Genomic DNA, 19,901 nt, shown 5'->3' with positions numbered 1-19,901 from the left:
GCCCGATCAGGCGTTCACGTCGACCACGACGCGGCCCTTGACCTGACCCTTGAGGATGTCAGCACCCAGACCGGGCAGATCTGACAATGTGGCGGGCTGGATCATGGCGTCGAGCTTGTCCATGGGCAGGTCCTTGGCGATGCGTGCCCAGGCGCGGACGCGGTTGTCATAGGGCTGCATGACGCTGTCGATGCCCAGAAGGTTCACACCGCGCAGCAGGAACGGAATGACCGTCGCAGGTAGAGCCGCGCCCCCGGCCAGACCGACGGCGGCGACGGATGCGCCATATTCCATCTGACCCAACACGCGGGCCAGCATCGCGCCGCCCACGGCGTCCACGCATCCGCCCCAGGTCTCGCCCTCAAGCGGACGCTTGGTGGTCTCGTTGATCTCTTCACGTGCCACGATCTGACTGGCGCCCAACGATGTCAGGTAGTCCGCCGTCTCGGGCCGCCCTGTTACACCCGCCACCTTGTAGCCGAGATTGGCCAGAATGGCCGTCGCCACCGACCCCACACCGCCCGCAGCACCGGTCACCAGAACCGGCCCCGCCTTGATCCCGTGATCCTCAAGCGCCATCACTGACAGCATTGCGGTGAACCCGGCGGTTCCCACGGCCATCGCGGCACGCGTGTCCAGCCCCTCGGGCAGCGGCACCAGCCAATCGGCCTTGACCCGCGCCTTTTGCGCATAGCCGCCCCAATGGGCCTCGCCCACGCGCCAGCCAGTCAGCACAACCTTGTCGCCGGGCTTGTAGCGATCATCGTCGGACGCCTCGACAGTCCCTGCGAAATCAATGCCCGGCACATGTGGATACTTGCGCACCAAACCGCCGCCGGGGCCAATGCACAGGCCGTCCTTATAGTTGACCGTGGAATACTCGACAGCAACCGTCACGTCTCCGGCCGGCAGATCGTCCAGCGACAGCTCCTGCACCGCGGCGGACGTCTTGCCGCTGTCTTCATCCTTGTTCACAACCAATGCATTGAACATGTCGTTCTCCATTTCACGAAGGGTCCATCCCTTCATTGTTCTTCAAATATGCCGGGGTCCGGGGCAGCGCCCCGGTCCTGCCCTTACAACCAGAACGCCTCTTGTACCGTGGCGCGGCGTATGCCGTCGAGAGTGTCGACCTCGAGCTCCGTGCCCGGATCCCAATGGGTCATACGCACCATGCCAATCGCGACATTCGTCTTGAAATCCGGCGACCAGACCGCCGAGGTCACCTGCCCCACACGTTTTCCCCCCGCCAAAAGCGGCCAGGGCCGATCGCAGGTCGGCACCGCGTCACCGTGTATGGCGATCGGTCGAATTTGCTGCACTGGTCCTTCCTTGGACACCCGCAACAGCGCGTCGCGGCCGATACAGCCAATAGCCGTCTGTGTGTCGCAAAACCGGCCCAACCCACATTCATGCGGTGTGTTGTCGTCGGTCATGTCGTTGCCATAGGACAACAGACCACCCTCAATACGCTCGATCCCGTTGGGGCAGCCCGCGCGCACCTGCAAATCCTCACCCGCATCAAACAGCGCGTTCCACAAAGGCATGCCGAGGGCGGTGTCCGGCACATAAATCTCGAACCCGCCCTGTTTGGAATAGCCCGAGCGCGCGATGGCGAGATCGCAGCCCTCGAACTGGAACATGTCAAAGCGGAAAAAGCGGATGTCGCGCACCCGCTCGCCAAAGACGCGCTCCATCAAGGCGTCGGCCTTGGGCCCCTGCACCGCCAGTGGCGACACGTCTGGTTCGTCGACCAACACATCCAGACGGTAGCCATTGGCAATGCCCTTGACCCAGAGCAACAAGTCACTGTCGGCAATCGAGATCCACCAGCGGTCCTCGCTCAGCTTGACCGCCACGGGGTCATTCAGCATGCCGCCCGTTTCATCGACGATAGGCACATAGTAGCACTGCCCCGGCAGCATTGAGCGCAGATCGCGCGGGGTCAGCATTTGCATTAGGCGGCCTGCGTCGGGGCCGCGCATTTCCACCTGCCGTTCCACCGACACGTCCCAGACCTGCACATGGTCCTTGAGATGGCGATAGTCCGCCTCGACGCTTTCAAAGACGGTCGGCAACAACATGCGGTTGTAGATCGTGTAGGCTTTGACCCCGGCGGCTTCGACACCTTCGGAGAAAGGCGTGCGGCGCAGCCGACGCGACGGAGAGATGACTGCCATGTATTACTCTTCCTCTGGCATGAATATGAGGTCGCTGACCGGCGCGGTGAGCCCTGCGGCGGTCATCATCGCGTGGACCTGGCCACGGTGATGGGTCTGATGATTGAAAAGCTGCACGATGCACTGCTCGAGCGGTGTCTGAAGGTCAGCCTTCAAGGTGCCGGAGTACCACGATAATTCGCCCTTCATGTCGATTGACCGGAGCGTGTCGGCCCACATGCGGATTGCGCCGTCCATGCGAAAACGGTCCGCACTCCAGACGGCAAAGGTCGGGGTATAGTCGAGGTGCCATGCGCCGGGGTCCGGTGCCGTCACCGCGTTTGTGAACCGGCTCATCCACAGGGTATCGCCCCATAGCAGGTGGTTGAGCGTCTGCATGATCGACCCAAAGAACGCCCCGCGATCTTCGCGCAGCACGGCGTCGGGCGCATCCTTCAGACCCTCCGTCAGCTGGCGGTTCTGCCAGGCGTTGTAACGGGCCATGGTACGTACATAACCCGCGTCGATCACAGCGCCGCTCCGATCATGGTTTGGGACCTTTCCAGTCAATCGGGCAGATTTCGGCGGACTTGCCGCCAAAGTCCCAGATGCGACCATAGTCGCGTACCTTGGATTTCACGCCACGCGCCGCGATGATGTCCGGGCCCATCCAGTATTTGGAGTTGGTGATCATCACTGGGTGATCTTCGGACTTGCCGGTGATCATCTCGATCTCGCCCTGGATCTTGCGCCCGATATAAAGGCCGCGTTTCTTGCCATCGCGGACAATCTCGACCTTTTCGCGCTCGGCGCCGACGATGTCACTGACCAGCATGGTAAAGAGACCGGTGGTGCCGCCCGCCGCACCAGAGAAGATTTGCAGGATGCCGTTATAGGCCTTGCCGCTTGCGCGTTCATCGACATAGGCTGCCACGCGCCAGCCGCCTTCGCCCATGCGTCCGGGGATATCGACCATCAGGCCCACGTTCAGGCCCGACAGGTCCTCGCCCTCGAAATGCCCTTCGTCGATGGCGATGGCCATCCAGGCGTGGCAGTGCCCTTCGGTGGGGGGATGTGCGCCAAGGCTGACCACGCAGGGGCAGAAGAGCTCGCACGAGCAATTCAGGAACAGCTCGCCCTTGATGGCCCATTCGGTGGGCGTCATCTGGCGACGACCGGGATTTGGCATCCGGCTGTCGATGCGCTGACTGATCGGCAAGCGATCCGCGTCGGGGCGTTTCTTTACGGCCATCTTATCCTCCGTTGACGAGGGGCCAGGCCAACACGGCCAGCCCTGAAAGGGTCAGCACGACCCCCATTGGTTTTGTAACGACATGCCCGATCTGGGGCAATTTTTCGAGCACCATGAACAGTGTTGCGAGGCCCATCCACAGCAGGCTCATCACCCCGCCGATAAAGCCGAGCGCCATAAAGCCCCAGCAGCAGCCCACGCAGAACGCGCCAAGGCCAAGGCCCATGCGCAGCCCGCCGCCAAAGCCGGTGCGCCAGTGTCCAAGGAAATACATCATCGGGCTATGGCAGACGCCATGGCAGATCTCTTTCGCTCGGGTGAATTGGAACAGACCGACGGCAATGAGAAGGATGCCTGCAAATGTCGTGGTCTTGGATATGCCCAGCATGTCGATGATGCCGCCATAAAGCAAGGCCAGTTGCACGCCCGTGATCAGCGCGGCAAAGGCGACCCACACGACGAAGTAGCCCAAGAGCACACCCAGCCACCCTGCCCGCGTGCCGTCGGCGGAGACCATCAGGTCCTCGTAGCTGCGCAGGGTCGGCACCAGCGTGGGCAGCATCATCGCCGCCATCATGATGGCCCACATTGCAAACAGCGGGCCAAAGTTCGCCATGGGCATATACATCGGCATGCGCGGGTCCATTGCGGCCATGCGCGCGCCCATCTCTCCGGGGCGGCCGATCAGGTCGACATCCATGTCGACGGACATGGCGTACATCACCCACCAGGCGGCCAGAATGATCCCAAAGAACCCCAGCCAAAGCGTGGACCGAACAAGATGCGGCATGTGTCCTCCCCGACGACGATGCGACTCAATGCTTGCCAGATTAAATGTCAGACATTAAAATGTAAGACAAATGAAAATTGATCCAGACAGCACAGTTGATCTCTCTGCCCAGATTGCCAAGGCGATCCGGGATGCCATTATAGCGGGAGATCTGATTGTGGATCAAAGGCTTCCCAGTGAGGCGGAACTGGCCGACCACTTTGAGGTGTCCCGACCCACTGTGCGCGAGGCGCTGAAACGACTCGCCGCGCAATCGCTGATCCGCACACAGCGTGGGGCCACGGGTGGAGCCTTCGTCAATCGGCTGCGGTTCGAGGACGCTTATGCGCAGCAGGTCACGACCTCTACCCTGCTGTTGTCCATGAACGCTGTCAGCTTTGATGTGGCTTGCGAGGCGCGCTATGCGCTGGAACGCGCCTGTGCCCCGTTGTCGGCGCAGCGTCGTACGCCGGATCAGCTTGCCACCATGCGCGCTGAAATCCACCGCCAGTCCCAGCCCGGCCTGACAGACGAGGCGTTTTGTGCCTCTGACGTGACCTTTCATCGGGCCTTGGTCGATGGAGCTGGCAACAAGGTGCTGTCCTACCAACTGGCGGGTGCTGTCGAGGCGATGCAGCCGTTGATGAATATGATCACTTTCACCGCCCGGTCGCGCGAGGCGATTGTCGCGCTGCACACGGACATAGCGGACGCGGTTGAGGCGCAGGACGCGCCCAAGGTGGATACGACACTGATCAAACTAGAAGCCTACACACGGGAATTGGCGCACAGCGTCGTCACGGCCCGTGCGGAAAGGGCCGCAAACAAGGAGACCAAGCCCGCCTGATCCCTCAAACATAACGTCAACAAAGACGACCGAGGGGCTGGGCACCGATATCAACCATACGTTCAGGGAGGACGCTATGAATTTGAGACCAGACCCCACATTTCACCCCACACCCAAAATGGCCATGGAAGCCCCGGTTGAGAAGCTCGCATTTACGTTGATGCTCAGCCCTGATGGGTCCAAACCCGACGGATTGGCCGTTGTCGATGTCGATCCGACCTCGGACACATACGGGCAGATCGTACATTCGCTGTTTGTGCCCAACCTTGGTGATGAATTTCACCACTTTGGCTGGAACGCCTGTTCGTCGTCCCTGTCGCCCCTGACCGGTCACGCCTTTCTTGAGCGTCGCTATCTGATCATCCCAGGCATCCGGTCGTCCCGTATCTACATCATCGACGTCAAGGAACCGCTTGAGGCGAAGATCCACAAGATCATCGAACCCGAAGAGCTGTTTGCCAAGACCGGGTATTCGCGCCCCCATACCATCCATTGCGGTCCCGAAGGCATCTATGTCTCGACCCTTGGTGGCGGTGGTGAGGATGGCACGGACGGCCCTCCCGGTATTTTCATCATGGACTGCCAGACCTTTGAAATTCAGGGTCGTTACGAGATGGATCGCGGCATTCAGGACAAACACTACGATTTCTGGTGGAACCTGCCGCGCGACTACATGGTGAGCTCTGAATGGGGTCTGCCGCCGCAGTTTGAGAACGGTGTGGTGCCAGAAGACCTGCTGAGCAACAAATACGGCCACACGATCCATTTCTGGGATTTGCGCGCGCGCAAAGTGGTCAAGTCGCTAGACCTTGGCGAAAATCACCAGATGGCGCTGGAAATCCGCCCTGCCCATGACCCTGTGAAAGAATATGGGTTCTGCGGCGTGGTGGTGGATACCACGAACCTGCAGGGCGCGATCTTTACCTGGTGGCGCGATGAGGACGGCGAATGGCAGGCCAAGAAGACGATCACGATTGATCCCGTGCCTGCGGATGCGGACGACCTGCCCGAGTTGCTCAAAGGGTTTGGGGCTGTGCCACCGTTGGTGACCGACATCGACCTGAGCCTTGACGACAAGTATCTCTATGTCGCGTGCTGGGGTCTGGGCGAGATGCACCAGTACGATGTGTCCGACCCGATGAACCCTGTTCTGGCCGGCAAGGTGGAGATCGGTGGCATCGTAGCCAAGCACAAGCACCCCAACGGTGAGGACTTTGGCTATGGCCCGCAGATGGTCGAGATCAGCCGAGACGGCAAGCGTGTCTATTGGACCAACTCGCTCTATTCCACGTGGGACGATCAATTCTATCCCGGTGATCGCGGGGCGGCGATGGTCATGGCGCATGTGGGTGAGAACGGTGGGCTGACGCTGGACGAGACGTTCTGGACGACCTTCCCCGAAGGCTACCGCAGTCACCAGATCCGGTTGGAGGGCGGTGATTGTTCTACGGACAGTTTCTGCTATCCGTCGGTCTAAATGGACATGACAACCGCGGCGGGCCTTTGGCTCGCCGTGATCCTCTCTGGCCTCTATCACGGGCTGAACCCCGGCATGGGCTGGCCGCTCGCGGTGTCTTCGGCGCTGTTTGAGCGGCGGCGGTCGGCGTTGTGGCCTGCGTTGGGGGCGCTGTCACTGGGACATTTCGCGGCAATGCTGGGCATTTTGCTGCCGTTTTCGATGATGACCCTGCTGATCGATCATCAGCGCGAGATACGCATCGGTGCCGGTGTGATCGTGATCGGTATGGGCCTCTATCTAGCGATCACGCGGCGGCATCCGCGGTTTCTGGCGCGCATTCCGCCGCACAAACTGACGCTGTGGTCCTTTCTGGTGGCGCTGGCGCATGGGGCCGCGCTGATGCTGGTGCCGATCTATCTGGGCCTGTGCGCAATCGAAGAACTGGATGTGGGTCACCGCGCGGCCTCTGCTTTGATGGCGACGACGAAGCTCGCGTTGGGCGTTGCGACCTTGCACACCGTTGCGATGATCGGGTCCGGTGGTGCGGTGGCCTATGCGGTGCACCGTTGGCTGGGCTTGCAGTTTCTCAGCCGCGGCTGGTTTGACCTGGAACTGGTCTGGGCGATGAGCCTGATCATTGTCGGTGCCTTTGGCCTTTGGACGGCGTTTTGAGAAATTGAATTGACCTTAGGTCCGCCGACCGCGACTGTTGGGGCAACTGTGTTCTGTGCCGGGTTGCCCACACCATGTTTCAATTAATTGACGAGACTTTGGGCAAATGGCTGCGGCATGCGTTCTTTGTGATTGTGCGCAGCTATTACGCGCTGTTTTACAACGTCAGCTGTTCGGGCAAGCATTTGCTGCAGGACACGCCGGGCGCGTTGCTGGTGGCGACACATGTCAGCCGCCATGATGGTCCGTTGATTGCCGCGATCCTTTATACGACGCAGCGGGTCCGGCCGGTGGTGCATCATCACGAGTATTACAACTGGTTCCAGTGGTTCCCCATGTTTGTGGCCCGCGCCATCCCGGTGAGTTCGCCCAAAGCGTGGTCGGCCGAGCGGCGTCAAGCCCGCAAGGAGCACAGCATGGGCCGTATCCTGGGCGCGCTTGAGCGGGGTGAAAGTATTTTGTTGTTCCCTGCGGGACAGGCCCGGCGACAAGAGGCGGAGGTCATTGCCCCGCATTTATCTGGCGTGCACGACATCCTTGGAACCAACCCGGACCGCCCTGTCCTGTTGTTACGGCTGGATGGGTTGGGCCGGTTTCAGCCCGCGCGCCACGACTATTTCTGGAGTTTTTTGGGCCGTCAGAAAGGTCGGCGGCATGTGTCGTTGGATATCAAAACGGTGGATGATCTGGACCCGACGCAGGATTTGGCGACCTTTAACGCGGCGCTCGAGGTCAAACTGAACACGCCGATCCGCGATGCGTTCTGAACAATTGGCTTGCGTGCGCAACTGCGTGCCCTAAGTCCCTCAGTATGATTGATATTCTGAACATCGTGGCGTGCCTGCTGACTGTGGGGTTTGGTTTGTTTGGCTTTGTTGCGCCGCGATATACGGCAGGCGCCCTTGATTTGGCCCCAACGGACAGCACCATGGGGCTGAGCGAGATGCGTGCATCGGTTGGCGGTCTGTTTGTGGTGGCTGGCCTGGCAGCGATGTGGATCGACATGCCCTTGGCCTATGCGATGATTGGGTTTGCGTTTCTGGGTGCGGCACTGGGGCGATGTTTGTCGTTGGTGTTTGACAAACCGCCCGTCCGCAAGGTTATCATCTTTGGCGGGATCGAAGCCGGTCTTGCGGGCTGGTTTCTCGCGGCAAATTTTTGGTTTTAAGACATAAAAACAGCATACTGCGCGCCACAAATCATCTGAAAATGCAAAAGCTGAGAAGGTGCTTTTCGCGCGAAACGACGCTGCACAGGATTGCAATGCAGCGCGGCATCACCTATGTTTCCAATGTCCTTCGGGACTATGGACATAAACGCGCTCGTAATAAGCGGATCGGACCCGGGGGCGGTACCCGGCGACTCCACCAAACATCCTTCATTTGAGGATCATGGGGTCGAAATAGGATCGACGAACGTCTAAAGGGGTTAGCTTTGTCTCGGCTGTCTGCCACCGTTACCGGCGAAAACTGTACAATTGCAAATGACAATCGTGCTCCGATGGCAGTCGCGGCGTAAGCCGTTCCTAACATCGAAATCTAAGCCCTTGCGCCTAGCCGCGTAAGGCGGGGTTCGCAGGCACCTGGCAACAGAAGCCTGCACTTTCCACCCACCGCTTCAACCTTTGTTAACACGCACTTGCTAGCGTCATGTCGTACCTTGCACGATTTGGCGGAGAGCCGTGGCATGCCGCAAAAATTCCAGACACTTCAGACATATTTTGACGAGGTTTGGGTAAAGGGGAATGTCGAGGCACTGGGCGATCTGCTGGCGCCGGATGCGCGGACGCGAGGCATCATGGGTGAGATGCCCTTTGATCAGGACGACATGACCGAACTGGTCAGCATGGTGCGCGAATTGCTGGGGCCTATTGAGGTGTCGTACCCTGTCACGGTGGATCAGGACGATTGGTTGTCCGCCGTGGTCGAGATCAAGAGCCACTCGGCCATCAACGGTGATCCGGTACATGTATTCAACCACGTGATTGCCCGGTTCGACGGCCCCCGCATGATCGAGATATACAGCGGCGTGGATTCCCTCATGCTGTTCGAACAGATTGGGCTGCTGCCGGACAGCGCACTGGCGGTCTTGTTGGGCGGCACGCGACTGAGTTGAGGGGGGTGGTGTAGCGCCCTGCGCCCGGTTGTTTCAAGTGGGGGCCGGTTCGCGCTCGGTGCAGTAACGCGTTTGGAGCATGCGTGCGAGCTGAGTGAACCACAGTTCATTTTAGGTTTCGTTTAAGGCGGAACGAACTGATTTCACGCAGGCGGGTCAGGGTGTTTTTTCCATTTTGCCTTGGCGACTTAGAAAGTGTGACCGCCACTAGGTGTGCCGTGAGGCGTAGACTACTTATGAGTGGCGGCAAGATGTTTAAACCGACTAAGAACACTTTACTCGGCCTCACTGCCCACAAACACAGGTCCCGGAATGACCTGTCCCAGTAGCCGTCTTGACGGCATGTCCATGCACCGGATAACAAACACCCATGGGGTATCCGCGAACACCCCGTGAGGCGTCAGCCCAACGTTCGCATGTTTCCAGTTCAAAGGATGCATGCTCATGGCTGCCCCAAACGCAATCACCCCCGCCCAATTGCTGCGCCGCATCGGCACACCCGATGCGCCCACGGTGATCGACATATCAATAGATCCTGATTTTGCCGACGATCCCTATCTGATCCCTGGCTCTGTGCGCGTGCCGCATACGGACCTGCCTTCCATCAAGGATCGTCTGGCAGGTACGACGACGGGTGTGATCGTCTGTCAGAAGGGCATCAAGCTGAGCCAGGGCATGGTTGCGCGCCTTGCGGCAGATGGGTTTCAGGCTGAATATCTGGAAGGTGGGATGTACGGATGGCGCGATCACGCCGGAGCGCCGCGCATACCGGCCAGCATAATCCCTGCCCACGTGGACGGCGCGACCCTCTGGGTGACATGGCACCGCCCCAAGATCGACCGCATCGCCTGCCCGTGGTTGCTACGGCGGTTCGTTGACGCGCGGGCGCGGGTATTGTTTGTCTCCCCTTCGGAAATCATTGGTGTTGCGGACCGGTACGGCGCGACACCGTTTGACATCGAGGACACGTTCTGGAGCCACCGCGGCGAGGCTTGCACATTTGACACCATGCTGGACACGTTCGAGCTGCATACGGAGGCGTTGGACAGGATGGCGCGGGTGATCCGTGCCGCGGACACCAACCGGCATGATTTGGCACCCGAAGCGGCCGGTTTGCTGGCGCTGTCTGTTGGGTTGTCGCGGCAATACCGCGATGATCAGGCACAGTTGGAGGCGGGGTTGGCGATCTATGACGCCTTGTACCGCTGGGCGCGAGATGGCTGGAACGAGGGGCATGACTGGCCCACAGGGCGGGTCCGGTGATGGTGCTGTCCTGGTCCGACATGGTGCGGGTGTTCGGGCGCATTGGGCTGTTGTCCTTTGGTGGTCCGGCGGCGCAGATCGCATTGATGCACGATACGCTGGTGCATCGGCACAAATGGCTGAACGAAGATCAGTATCTGCGCGCGCTGTCGCTGTGCATGTTGTTGCCGGGCCCCGAGGCGATGCAGCTTGCCACTTATGCCGGTTGGCGGTTGCGCGGTGTTGCGGGCGGCGTTCTGGCCGGGTTGTTGTTTGTCGGTCCGGGGGCCTTGGTGATCTTGGCGCTGGCGCTTGGGTACATCCGTTATGGGGATGTGCCGATGGTGCAGGCGGCGTTTCTGGGGATCAAGGCGGCGGTTGTGGTCGTTGTCTTGCAAGCCTTGCTGCGCTTGAGTCGAAAGGCGCTGGTTGGCGCACAGGCATGGGCCTTGGCGGCGGCGGCGTTCGTCGCGCTGTTTGTGTTTGGCCTGTCGTTTCCTGTGATTGTACTGCTGGCGGGCGCAATTGGTTACGCGATGGGTAAACAGGAAACCGTCCCAGCCCCGAGCGACCCGGTTCGGGTCAATACGCCGCGCACCGTGGCCACATGGGGCGCTTTGTGGGCCGCACCTTTGGCCGTTTTGTGGGTTTGCGATCAGGAATTCCTGCTGAGCCTAGGCGCGTTCTTTTCAAAGCTGGCGGTTGTGACCTTTGGTGGGGCTTACGCGGTGCTGGCCTATATGACCCAAACGGTCGTGCAGGACTTTGGCTGGATCACCACGGGTGAAATGATTGACGCGCTCGGCCTGGCCGAAACGACACCGGGGCCGCTGATCCTGGTGACGGAGTTCGTCGCCGTGCTGGCCGGTCATGCCCAAGGTGGTGTCGGTATGGCACTGGCGGCGGGGTTGGTTGCGCTTTGGGTGACGTTCGTGCCCTGTTTTCTGTGGATTTTCGTGGCGGGGCCGTACCTCGACCACATCGCTGCCCGGCCCCGATTGGCAGCTGCGCTGCGGGGTATCACGGCGGCTGTGGTCGGGGTGATCCTGAACCTGTCACTGTGGTTCGCACTGCATGTGTGGTTCGGCAAAGTTGGCAGTGGCAGTGCGCTCGCCCTGCCCCGGCCCGCCCTTGCGTCGTTGGATATGGTTGCGCTGGGTCTCACCGGTGTGGCGGGTGTGCTGTTGATTGGCCTTCGGTTGGGTCTTTTGAAGGTGTTGGCGCTTATGGTGCTTGCGGGATGCGCCCTTTCCCTGATTGGCACCACTTAATCCGGCCAGAAATGCCGCCACCTCTTTTCACCGGCCCATTTTGGGATATGGTGGGCCCAGAAAACACGGGGAACGCCATGAGCCGGAGCATTGATTACGGCAACCTGATGCATGAGGCCATGCGTGGTCTCATTCGCAAGGTGCTGACAGATGTGTCAGAAAACGGCCTGCCTGGTGCGCACCATTTCTTCATCACCTTTGACACCAGCCACCCGGACGCTGAACTGGCCGATTGGCTGAGTGATCGGTATCCGGGTGAGATGACGGTGGTGATGCAGCATTGGTACGACAAACTGGACGTCGGCACCGAAGGCTTTGCCGTTACGCTGAATTTCGGGGATGCGCCTGAGCCCCTCTATATTCCCTATGACGCGATCAAGACCTTTGTTGATCCGTCCGTGGAGTTTGGCCTGCGATTCGAAACGCAAGGTGAGGAAGAGGACGATGATGCGCCCGTGTCCCCGCCGGAAATTCTGCCCAGCCCGGCGGCGTCTGCGCCCAAGCCTGTCGAGGACGGCGACACGGAAACGGACGGCAAGGATGCCGAAATTGTGTCACTGGACAGTTTCCGAAAGTGAGGTTGGGCCGGTGGTGATCCGGCTCTAGTCCTTGGTCAGGAACGTCTCGACCGCGCGCTGAATCTCTCCATCGCGAATGGTTTGGAACCGCAGGTTCAGACCGCCATCAGCCAGAGTTCGGTCATATTGCTGCAAGCTGTAGCCGCCATCGGCATCCACAAACAGCGAGTAGACCGTCAGGGTCTGGTCAGCAAAACGCGCCCAGACATAGGGCTCGCCTTTCATCGGGTCCAGTTGCACCTCGTGGCCAAACACGTTCTTGCGTTGCGCCGCGGCATAGACGGCGGATCGGTCGCTTGGCACAAAGTCGATCGTATAGGATTTTTCCTTGGTCTTGCCATCAGCGCGGTAGGTCACAGATGTCCATTGCACGCGAAACCCGTCCTTGGTGTCCGAAATCTCGACGCTCATGTCGCGCGGGATCTTGGTGCCATCCAGTGACGTCACCTCGGCAGAACCGGAATACGTACCGTAAAATGGCTCCGCCTCGGCGCGGGCCTGTGTAGCCATCAAGCCAATCGCAATCGCCAGCACAACCAAAGCGCCGGTCACGTTGGCGATCATGGGCCAAAGGGCCTGGCGGGTGGCTGTCATGGGTTTGCTCCTTGGGCTGCGCACTGTTGCCTTACATATAGGGCGGTTGACGGGAACTTGCACCTGTTTCGGCCCGAAATACGCCGATCACAAGGTCACAGACGCGTGCGCGGACCGCTTGTTTGCCCGCGCTGTCCCCGGTACATGCATGGGGAACAAAGACACCAGCAAGGAGCCGCCCGATGGCCGACACCCGCACCGAATCCGACAGCTTTGGCCCTCTCGAGGTTCCGTCCGACAAGTATTGGGGCGCGCAGACGCAGCGGTCGATCATGAACTTTCCCATCGGCTGGGAAAAGCAACCGGTCGCCGTCGTCCGCGCATTGGGTGTGATCAAGAAAGCCTGCGCGATGCAGAACAAGGCCCAAGGCACGCTGGACGCCAAACTGGCCGACGCGATTATTGCGGCCGCGGGCGAAGTGGTCGACGGCAAGCTGGATGACAACTTTCCACTGGTGGTTTGGCAAACAGGGTCCGGCACGCAGTCGAACATGAACGCCAACGAGGTGATCGCAAACCGGGCCATCGAATTGCTGGGTGGCGTGATCGGGTCCAAAGACCCCGTGCACCCCAATGACCATTGCAACATGGGTCAGTCATCGAACGACACCTTTCCAACGGCGATGCACATTTCGACAGCGATGACAGCGCGTGACGTGTTGCTGCCAGGTCTGGAAAAGCTGCACGCGGCGTTGGAGGCCAAGGTTGCGGCCTTTGACGGGATCATCAAAATCGGGCGCACGCACACACAGGATGCGACCCCTCTGACTCTCAGCCAGGAATTTTCCGGCTACAGCCACCAAGTTGCGATGGGCATTCAGCGCGTCAAGGATTCGTTGGGCCGCATTTACGAGCTGGCGCAGGGCGGTACAGCGGTGGGCACCGGGCTGAACACCAAGGTCGGATGGGCCGAGGCGGTTGCCGGTCACATGGCCGACATCACCGACCTGCCCTTTGTCACCGCGCCGAACAAGTTCGAGGCGCTGGCGGCACATGACGCCATGGTCGAGATGTCGGGCGCGCTCAAGACTGTGGCGGCGTCGCTGTTCAAGATCGCCAACGACATTCGTCTGCTTGGCTCTGGCCCGCGTTGCGGTCTGGGCGAACTTGTCCTGCCCGAGAACGAGCCCGGTTCGTCCATCATGCCGGGCAAAGTGAACCCGACACAGTGCGAGGCGCTGACACAGGTTTGCGCGCATGTCATGGGCAATGATGCGGCCGTTGGTTTTGCCGGGTCGCAGGGACATTTTGAGCTGAACGTCTACAAACCGATGATGGCCTACAACGTGCTGCAGTCCATGCAATTGCTGGGTGACGCCAGTTCGGCGTTCACCGACAATCTGGTTGTGGGGCTGGAAGCGGACGAAGTGCGGATCGACAAGCTGATGCGCGAGTCGCTGATGCTGGTCACGGCGCTGGCGCCCGAGATCGGCTATGACAACGCCACAAAGGTCGCCAAAACAGCGCACAAGAACGGCACCACCCTGTTGCAAGAGGCAATTGCGCTCGGGTTTGTGGACGAAGAGACGTTCAACCGCGTTGTGCGACCCGAAAACATGATCGGGCCCAAGTGAGCACGCCGATCAACCTGAACAAGGTCCGCAAGGATCGGGCGCGCGCTGCGAAACGGGCGCGCGCCGACAACAATGCGGTGGCCTTCGGGCGGACCAAGGCCGAGAAACAGCAGAGCGCGTTGGAAAATTCCCGTCAAACGCGTGCGCTGGACGGAAAAGCCTTGGACACGCCACCGTATGGCGCAGATGAAGACCCTAAAACGCCATAAAGATCGGGCATACGCACGGATGTTGAGTGTAAAAGGTGCCCTGATGACCCGAGAATTGGACAAAGACCAGACAGCAAAACAGAAGATCCGGACATTGCGCCGGGCGCGCCGGTATATCCGCGCAAACGAGGGTGCATTGGCCCGCGTGCTGAACACCTATGCGCGGATGGCGGCCCTGGACCCGGCACGACAGTTCTGGGCCGAACAGTGAGCGGACGCCCCCAGAAACGGTCTTTGACGCTTCGGGGGCACCGCACCAGCGTATCACTCGAGCGCCCGTTTTGGGACGCGTTCCGTGATATCGCTCAGGAAAAGAACATACCAATCAACGCGTTGGCGAGCGAAATTGATGCGAATCGCGACCCAGATACGGGTCTGGCCTCTGCGATCCGCGTGTATGTCCTAGCGTATTACATGCATCGCTAGGTGCCGCGCGTCAGGAAATTGACGCGTCGTAGATGGTGTTGATGTTGGCGCCCAGAGATGCGTCAAATTCCGCATCCGACATATCACGTTGCAGACCCTGGGTCAGCGCACGGCTAAAGCTGGCGATCATCTTGTGGTTTTGCGCCAAACGCGCGCTGGCATCAGCGGTGGAATAGCCACCCGACAGGGCCACCACGCGCACAACACGCGGGTGATCGGCCAGCGCGTCGTACAAGCCAGCCTGTTCGGGCAGCGTCAGCTTGAGCATCACGTCCTGCCCCTCGGACAGCCCCTCGACCCGCGCCATCAGTGCATCGGCCAGCATCGTTTCGGCCTCTGCCTTGGTTTCGGAGTGGATATTCACCTCAGGTTCGATGATTGGCACCATACCGGCGGCAATGACTTCGTGGGCGACGGCAAACTGGTTGTCGACAATTGCGGCGACGCCGTCCTGGTTTGCGCTGTTGATGACCGAACGCTCCTTGGTGCCGAACACGCCCAACGCCTTGGCCGCGGACAGCGTGTCGGCCAGACCGGGAATGGGTTTGAGAAGCTGCACACCGTTCGCTTCATCCTCCAGCCCCTTGTCGATCTTGAGGAATGGCACAACGCCGCGCTTTTCCCACAGATGTTCAGGCACAGACTGGTCATCGATGCGTTCGTTCAGCGTCTTTTCGAACAGGATCGCGCCGATCACCTTGGTGTTCGTGAAATCGGGTGCGCGGATGATGCGTTCCCGCATGCGCTGGATTTCTGCGAACATCGCGTCTTCGCCGTCATAGTCGTTGGCATCAACGCCGTAGAGTGCCAGTGCTTTGGGCGTGGAGCCGCCCGACTGATCCAAAGCGGCAATGAACCCCGCGCCTTTTTCCATTTGGTCGCGCATTTTCAAAAAGTCAGGCATTCGGGTTCTCCAAGGTGGTGTGATCAATGGGCGCACGTCTAACCCATTCATTGCGCGTCGTTAATCCCGCAGCAGGAATGTTAGCGCTGTCTTTTTTGCAAATTCAGCCAGATGCCATCTTTTGCGCGCACGGTGAGGTGCGCAACGGGGACTGGCGTGCGATTTGGCACAGTGGAAACGGACACATCACGCAATAGCCGGGCCAGAATCAGCGGTCCTTCGACCATGGCGAACCCGGCCCCGGTGCATACACGTGCGCCAGCGGAGAACGGGATGTAGGCGTCGCGGGCGCAGGCCTTGCCATTCTCGGTGTGCCACCGGCCCGGATCAAAGTCGTCGGGACGATCCCAAAGCCGTTCGTGACGGTGCAAATGCCAGGGGCTGAGAACCAGTTGGCTGCCCGGCTTGATGTCGCGGTCGCGGAACTGTTCGGGGCATGTCGCCTCTCGCACCATCATCGGCACTGGCGGATATAGCCGCAGCGTTTCGCGAAACACGTCCCGCGTCACGGGCAATTTGGACATCACACCAAAGTTGCAGGTGTCCAGCGCCTGCGCCTCGACGGCGACTTTTTCCTGCCAGTCGGGGTAGAGCGCCATAAGGTACAACGCCCAAGCGAGCGCAGATGCGCTGGTTTCGTGGCCGGCGAGAAAGAAGATCGCCACTTGATCCACCATTTCGTCTGGGGAAAATGTCTCACCCGTCTCGGGGTCGACGGTGGTCATGATCTTGGTCGCCAGGTCATCAGGCGCAGTGCCATTGGCGATCTCCGCGGCGCGCTCTGTCACCAGTTGCGAGATCAACGCACGAATGCGCGCGGCGCTGTCGCGGGTGTCACGGCGAAACAGGCGCGGCATCCAGCGCGGCAAGGGCACAAACGCGGCAAGGTTCAGGATCGGTTGGCTGCGTTGATAGGCACGGAATTCGTGGAAAACGGCGCTGGCCAGTTCGTTTTCGATAGGGATCGAGAACAGCGTGCGAAAGATGACATCGGCGGCCGCATGGCTGGTCTGTGCCTCGATCTCTGTTTCACCAAGGGGCAGCCGCCGGGCCGCAGCCTCTGACGCGTCCCACATGGCTGGGAAGGTTTCGCGCAAACGCCCCCCTTCGAAGGCGGGGTCGATGATGCGGCGTTGCCGTTTCCACGTCTCACCATTGGTCAGAAAAACCGAGTTTCCAAGCAGCGGGCGCAGCCCTTCGCCAATGCGGTCGGATTTCGGAAACGCCTCTGGCCGGTCCTTGAGCACGGTTTTCACCAGATCCGGCTGGTTCATCAGATAGCTGCGAAAGAACGGCGTGCGAAATTCGGCCATCCAAGCGCGATAAAGCCGCGCGGGTTGGGCCGACAGGATGTCCTGACGGAACAGTTGCGCATAGCGGCGCAGCGACACGCGGTCTGGCCTGCTAGGAGGTTTTGGCGGGATCATGCGGCGACCGAGGTGTATTTGGACACCGCATGGTCGATCCGCGACTTTGACGGCGGGCGATCTGCGTACCGTTCACGCAGCGTGATCGGCCCGGCGGTGATCTGGAAATAGTCATAGTCCTTGGGCCGATCGAACGCACACATGTATTGGAAGTGCAGCCGGAAGAACCGCCACCGCAGCTCTGACCACCGTTCGGGGCTGAGCGTCTGGGTGAAGGCGGCGGAAAAGACCAGCGGCCAGCGTTTGTCAGCGGGTGCGACGCCGGACACGGACACCGGATCACAGAGTGCAAAGGCACATCCGTCGCCCGGCGCGGTCACATCGACCCAGGCCAGTTCTGAACGGCTGGACAGGTATTGCAGGTCAGCGCGCAAGCGGTGCGCGTCGGGCAGAAACGAGACCATCGGCACCACCTGTCCCAACGACAGGAACGACAGCGCCGGCCCCTGTGCAGGCACCCTGCCCGCGCGGATCAGGTCGGCCATGATGGACACCCCGAGATGCGCGCCGGAGGAATGGCCGACAACCAACACTTCGTCGATATCCGTATCGCCAAGTGCCTCGGCGATGCTGTCGGCAAACGCGGCCATCCGCTCCTCTAGAGGTGCCGGATTCGCACCGCGTGAGGCCGCAGAATAGGCGTAGTCGTGCATCAGGTAGTAGGCAAAGAACTTACCGTCCTTGGATTTGAACCACCGAAGGATTGCGATCATGGCGATCACACCAAGCGCGGCCCCGGCCCATGCGCCGACGCTGCTTGCCAGCCACGCGCCGCCGCGCCAGATCAAGGTCGCAACCGCAAGGGCCACCAGCAATTGAAACAAGAGCATGCCCACGGGATAGAGGGCCGCGATCACAGGTCCTTTGCGCAGACGCATCAGACGGCGCAGTGCGCCTGTGCTGATGTATGTCCAAGCGGTGCGCGCGAGTTGCGCGTATGTGCCGGGGATCGAGGTTTCCATGCTGTCGCGGACAATGTCGGACCATACCAACACATCCATATCGGTATGCGTGGCGGCCCCTGCCATCTCGGCATCGACTTGCCAGCCGTAATGGCCATCGCCGGATTTGGGCCGCAGGTGCAGGTCGTAGCCGGATATGGTCGCCTGCGCCGCGCCTTCCTTGCGGTAGAGTTCGCGGTAGCGGCGGGGATGAATCGGGTCGTAGCCGGGGATGTAGAACACCCGGCGTCGCGCTACGGAATGGGGATGCTTGCTGCTCATCACTGCACCTCTGTTCGATGCAGCCTAGCGCAAGTCCGGGGCTAAAGTAAGGCGGTCACCGGATCATGTCGCGGCAGGTGTTGCCCGTGATCAGCCCAGAGTGGCCAGCGCCGGGAACTGTTCCAGCAGCCAGAACGAAAATCGTGTGAACCAGCCAAAGAGCATCGCGGCCCCGACCACCAACAGCAAACCGCCCATGACCTTTTCGATCAGTGCCATGTGCCGTTTGATCCGGTTCATCAGGCCCATCGCGCGGCTCATGAACATCGCGGCCAGCAGGAACGGAATGCCAAGGCCCGCCGCATAGACACCCAGCAGGAAGGTGCCGCGCGTCACCGATGCCTCGGAGGCGGCGAGGGTCAGGATCGCACCCAGTTGCGGCCCAATGCAAGGCGTCCATCCAAAGGCAAAAGCGAGCCCCAAAACATAGGCACCAAAGGACGATCCGCCCTGGTCACCCGCTTCCATACGCGCCTCACGGTCCAGAAACGGGATGCGGAAGACGCCCAGAAAGTGCAGGCCAAAGATCATGATCACCGCACCGGAGATTTGAGCAAACAGGATTTGGTTGCTGAGAAAGAACGCGCCAAAGGCGGATGCGGCAAATCCAAGGATCAGGAATACCGTGCTGAGGCCCAACACGAAAAACAACGCGGTGATTGTCGCGCGGTTGCGGCCCGAACGCCCGTCCGACATTTCGTTGACGCTCATCCCCGACATGTAGGCCAGGTAAGGCGGCACGATTGGCAAGACACAAGGGCTGAGAAAACTCACGATGCCAGCGAGGAGCGCGATGCTCATGGCAGGCAGAAGACTTGCGTCGATGATATCTATTCCGAACATGTAACCCACCTAACCTGTGGATCGGCCCACGTCACGGGACCTGTGGTCACATGTCTGTGGACAGGTTGAAACATCACGCATATGTGGCTGGCATGAATGCAGATCAAACACTCGACGCAACCGGGCTGTTGTGCCCCCTGCCCGTTTTGAAAGCGCGCAAGAGATTGCAGGCGCTGGCGAGCGGTCAGACATTGCATGTCATGGCCGATGATCCGGCAGCGATTGTAGATGTGCCGCACTTTTGCGCGGAGGCTGGACACACGTTGTTGTCCATGGACCAGTCCGGCACGGTGCAAACCTACCTGATCCAAAAAGGTTGAGGGCGCGCCTTAGGCAC

24 protein-coding genes and 1 other RNA gene are annotated in these 19,901 nt (G+C 60.3%); 15 read left to right on the top strand and 10 right to left on the bottom strand.

Annotation, left to right across the window (positions count from 1 at the left end; all coding sequences use genetic code 11):
- Positions 1-6: 6 nt before the first annotated feature.
- From acuI to Q0936_RS07345, 5 genes are all read right to left on the bottom strand, one after another.
- Positions 7-993, bottom strand: a complete 987-nt coding sequence (gene acuI, locus Q0936_RS07365) for an acryloyl-CoA reductase (protein ID WP_299294350.1) — start codon at positions 991-993, stop codon at positions 7-9.
- A gap of 83 nt (positions 994-1,076) precedes the next feature.
- Complete coding sequence (locus Q0936_RS07360) at positions 1,077-2,180, bottom strand: dimethylsulfoniopropionate demethylase (RefSeq protein WP_299294348.1); 1,104 nt, start codon at positions 2,178-2,180, stop codon at positions 1,077-1,079.
- A gap of 3 nt (positions 2,181-2,183) precedes the next feature.
- Positions 2,184-2,663, bottom strand: a complete 480-nt coding sequence (locus tag Q0936_RS07355; protein ID WP_299294346.1) for a DinB family protein — start codon at positions 2,661-2,663, stop codon at positions 2,184-2,186.
- A gap of 40 nt (positions 2,664-2,703) precedes the next feature.
- Positions 2,704-3,411 carry a DUF1326 domain-containing protein gene (locus Q0936_RS07350; protein ID WP_299294344.1) on the bottom strand — a complete coding sequence of 236 codons (708 nt, stop codon included), beginning with the start codon at positions 3,409-3,411 and terminating at the stop codon, positions 2,704-2,706.
- A 1-nt stretch (position 3,412) separates the two neighbouring features.
- On the bottom strand, positions 3,413-4,201 hold the full coding sequence (locus Q0936_RS07345; RefSeq protein WP_299294342.1) for a DUF2182 domain-containing protein: 789 nt from the start codon (positions 4,199-4,201) through the stop codon (positions 3,413-3,415).
- Between the two features lie 70 nt (positions 4,202-4,271).
- On the opposite strand from Q0936_RS07345, the gene Q0936_RS07340 reads away from it, so the two are divergent.
- The 10 genes from Q0936_RS07340 to Q0936_RS07295 all read left to right on the top strand — a co-directional run bounded on the left by Q0936_RS07340 (position 4,272) and on the right by Q0936_RS07295 (position 12,364).
- On the top strand, positions 4,272-5,027 hold the full coding sequence (locus Q0936_RS07340; protein ID WP_299145509.1) for an FCD domain-containing protein: 756 nt from the start codon (positions 4,272-4,274) through the stop codon (positions 5,025-5,027).
- 76 nt (positions 5,028-5,103) lie between these two features.
- Positions 5,104-6,504 (top strand): selenium-binding protein SBP56-related protein, encoded by a 1,401-nt coding sequence (locus Q0936_RS07335; RefSeq protein ID WP_299294340.1) that lies wholly within the window; start codon positions 5,104-5,106, stop codon positions 6,502-6,504.
- Positions 6,505-7,158, top strand: coding sequence for a hypothetical protein (locus Q0936_RS07330; RefSeq protein ID WP_299294338.1), 654 nt, complete (start codon positions 6,505-6,507; stop codon positions 7,156-7,158).
- A 74-nt stretch (positions 7,159-7,232) separates the two neighbouring features.
- On the top strand, positions 7,233-7,925 hold the full coding sequence (locus Q0936_RS07325; RefSeq protein ID WP_299294336.1) for a 1-acyl-sn-glycerol-3-phosphate acyltransferase: 693 nt from the start codon (positions 7,233-7,235) through the stop codon (positions 7,923-7,925).
- A 44-nt stretch (positions 7,926-7,969) separates the two neighbouring features.
- Complete coding sequence (locus tag Q0936_RS07320; RefSeq protein ID WP_299294334.1) at positions 7,970-8,326, top strand: DUF4345 family protein; 357 nt, start codon at positions 7,970-7,972, stop codon at positions 8,324-8,326.
- Positions 8,327-8,412: 86 nt separating this feature from the next.
- Positions 8,413-8,761, top strand: a transfer-messenger RNA (tmRNA) gene (ssrA, locus tag Q0936_RS07315).
- Between the two features lie 83 nt (positions 8,762-8,844).
- Positions 8,845-9,273 carry a hypothetical protein gene (locus Q0936_RS07310; RefSeq protein WP_299145520.1) on the top strand — a complete coding sequence of 143 codons (429 nt, stop codon included), beginning with the start codon at positions 8,845-8,847 and terminating at the stop codon, positions 9,271-9,273.
- A 444-nt stretch (positions 9,274-9,717) separates the two neighbouring features.
- The gene (locus tag Q0936_RS07305; RefSeq protein ID WP_299294332.1) at positions 9,718-10,536 is read left to right on the top strand and encodes a chromate resistance protein ChrB domain-containing protein; all 819 of its coding nucleotides are present in this window, start codon (positions 9,718-9,720) and stop codon (positions 10,534-10,536) included.
- Positions 10,536-11,786 (top strand): chromate efflux transporter, encoded by a 1,251-nt coding sequence (gene chrA, locus Q0936_RS07300; protein ID WP_299294330.1) that lies wholly within the window; start codon positions 10,536-10,538, stop codon positions 11,784-11,786. Before Q0936_RS07305 ends, chrA begins: the two co-directional genes overlap by 1 nt.
- Before the next feature lie 77 nt (positions 11,787-11,863).
- Positions 11,864-12,364 carry a ClpXP protease specificity-enhancing factor SspB gene (locus Q0936_RS07295; protein ID WP_299145530.1) on the top strand — a complete coding sequence of 167 codons (501 nt, stop codon included), beginning with the start codon at positions 11,864-11,866 and terminating at the stop codon, positions 12,362-12,364.
- A 24-nt stretch (positions 12,365-12,388) separates the two neighbouring features.
- Here the strand turns inward: Q0936_RS07295 and Q0936_RS07290 are convergent, their stop codons facing one another.
- Positions 12,389-12,958: a hypothetical protein gene (locus Q0936_RS07290; protein ID WP_299294328.1), complete on the bottom strand. Its 570-nt coding sequence runs from the start codon at positions 12,956-12,958 to the stop codon at positions 12,389-12,391.
- A gap of 182 nt (positions 12,959-13,140) precedes the next feature.
- Between Q0936_RS07290 and fumC the strand changes: the two genes are divergently transcribed.
- Genes fumC through Q0936_RS07270 form a run of 4 tightly spaced genes read left to right on the top strand, consistent with a single transcriptional unit; the run spans position 13,141 to position 15,167 of the window.
- A complete protein-coding gene (fumC, locus tag Q0936_RS07285; protein WP_299294326.1) occupies positions 13,141-14,532 on the top strand; it encodes a class II fumarate hydratase in 1,392 nt (463 codons plus the stop codon).
- Positions 14,529-14,741, top strand: a complete 213-nt coding sequence (locus Q0936_RS07280; protein WP_299145537.1) for a DUF4169 family protein — start codon at positions 14,529-14,531, stop codon at positions 14,739-14,741. The genes fumC and Q0936_RS07280 overlap by 4 nt, the downstream gene beginning before the upstream one ends.
- A 43-nt stretch (positions 14,742-14,784) precedes the next feature.
- Positions 14,785-14,952 (top strand): hypothetical protein, encoded by a 168-nt coding sequence (locus Q0936_RS07275; protein ID WP_299145539.1) that lies wholly within the window; start codon positions 14,785-14,787, stop codon positions 14,950-14,952.
- Positions 14,949-15,167, top strand: coding sequence for a ribbon-helix-helix domain-containing protein (locus Q0936_RS07270; RefSeq protein WP_299294323.1), 219 nt, complete (start codon positions 14,949-14,951; stop codon positions 15,165-15,167). Before Q0936_RS07275 ends, Q0936_RS07270 begins: the two co-directional genes overlap by 4 nt.
- A gap of 10 nt (positions 15,168-15,177) precedes the next feature.
- Here the strand turns inward: Q0936_RS07270 and Q0936_RS07265 are convergent, their stop codons facing one another.
- From Q0936_RS07265 to Q0936_RS07250, 4 genes are all read right to left on the bottom strand, one after another.
- Complete coding sequence (locus tag Q0936_RS07265; protein WP_299294321.1) at positions 15,178-16,071, bottom strand: fructose bisphosphate aldolase; 894 nt, start codon at positions 16,069-16,071, stop codon at positions 15,178-15,180.
- An 80-nt stretch (positions 16,072-16,151) separates the two neighbouring features.
- Positions 16,152-17,498, bottom strand: coding sequence for a cytochrome P450 (locus Q0936_RS07260; RefSeq protein ID WP_299294319.1), 1,347 nt, complete (start codon positions 17,496-17,498; stop codon positions 16,152-16,154).
- Positions 17,495-18,721, bottom strand: coding sequence for a hypothetical protein (locus tag Q0936_RS07255; protein ID WP_299294317.1), 1,227 nt, complete (start codon positions 18,719-18,721; stop codon positions 17,495-17,497). The genes Q0936_RS07260 and Q0936_RS07255 overlap by 4 nt, the downstream gene beginning before the upstream one ends.
- Positions 18,722-18,811: 90 nt before the next feature.
- Positions 18,812-19,564: a cytochrome c biogenesis protein CcdA gene (locus tag Q0936_RS07250; protein WP_299145554.1), complete on the bottom strand. Its 753-nt coding sequence runs from the start codon at positions 19,562-19,564 to the stop codon at positions 18,812-18,814.
- A 92-nt stretch (positions 19,565-19,656) separates the two neighbouring features.
- Between Q0936_RS07250 and Q0936_RS07245 the strand changes: the two genes are divergently transcribed.
- Positions 19,657-19,884 carry a sulfurtransferase TusA family protein gene (locus Q0936_RS07245; RefSeq protein WP_299294315.1) on the top strand — a complete coding sequence of 76 codons (228 nt, stop codon included), beginning with the start codon at positions 19,657-19,659 and terminating at the stop codon, positions 19,882-19,884.
- The last annotated feature ends 17 nt before the right edge of the window (positions 19,885-19,901 follow it).

Origin of the sequence: uncultured Tateyamaria sp. (assembly GCF_947488715.1) — a bacterium.
Classification (GTDB): Bacteria; Pseudomonadota; Alphaproteobacteria; order Rhodobacterales; family Rhodobacteraceae; genus Tateyamaria.
The sequence above is the reverse complement of the archived record's forward strand: the minus strand, read 5'-3'. Positions and strand labels throughout refer to the sequence as shown.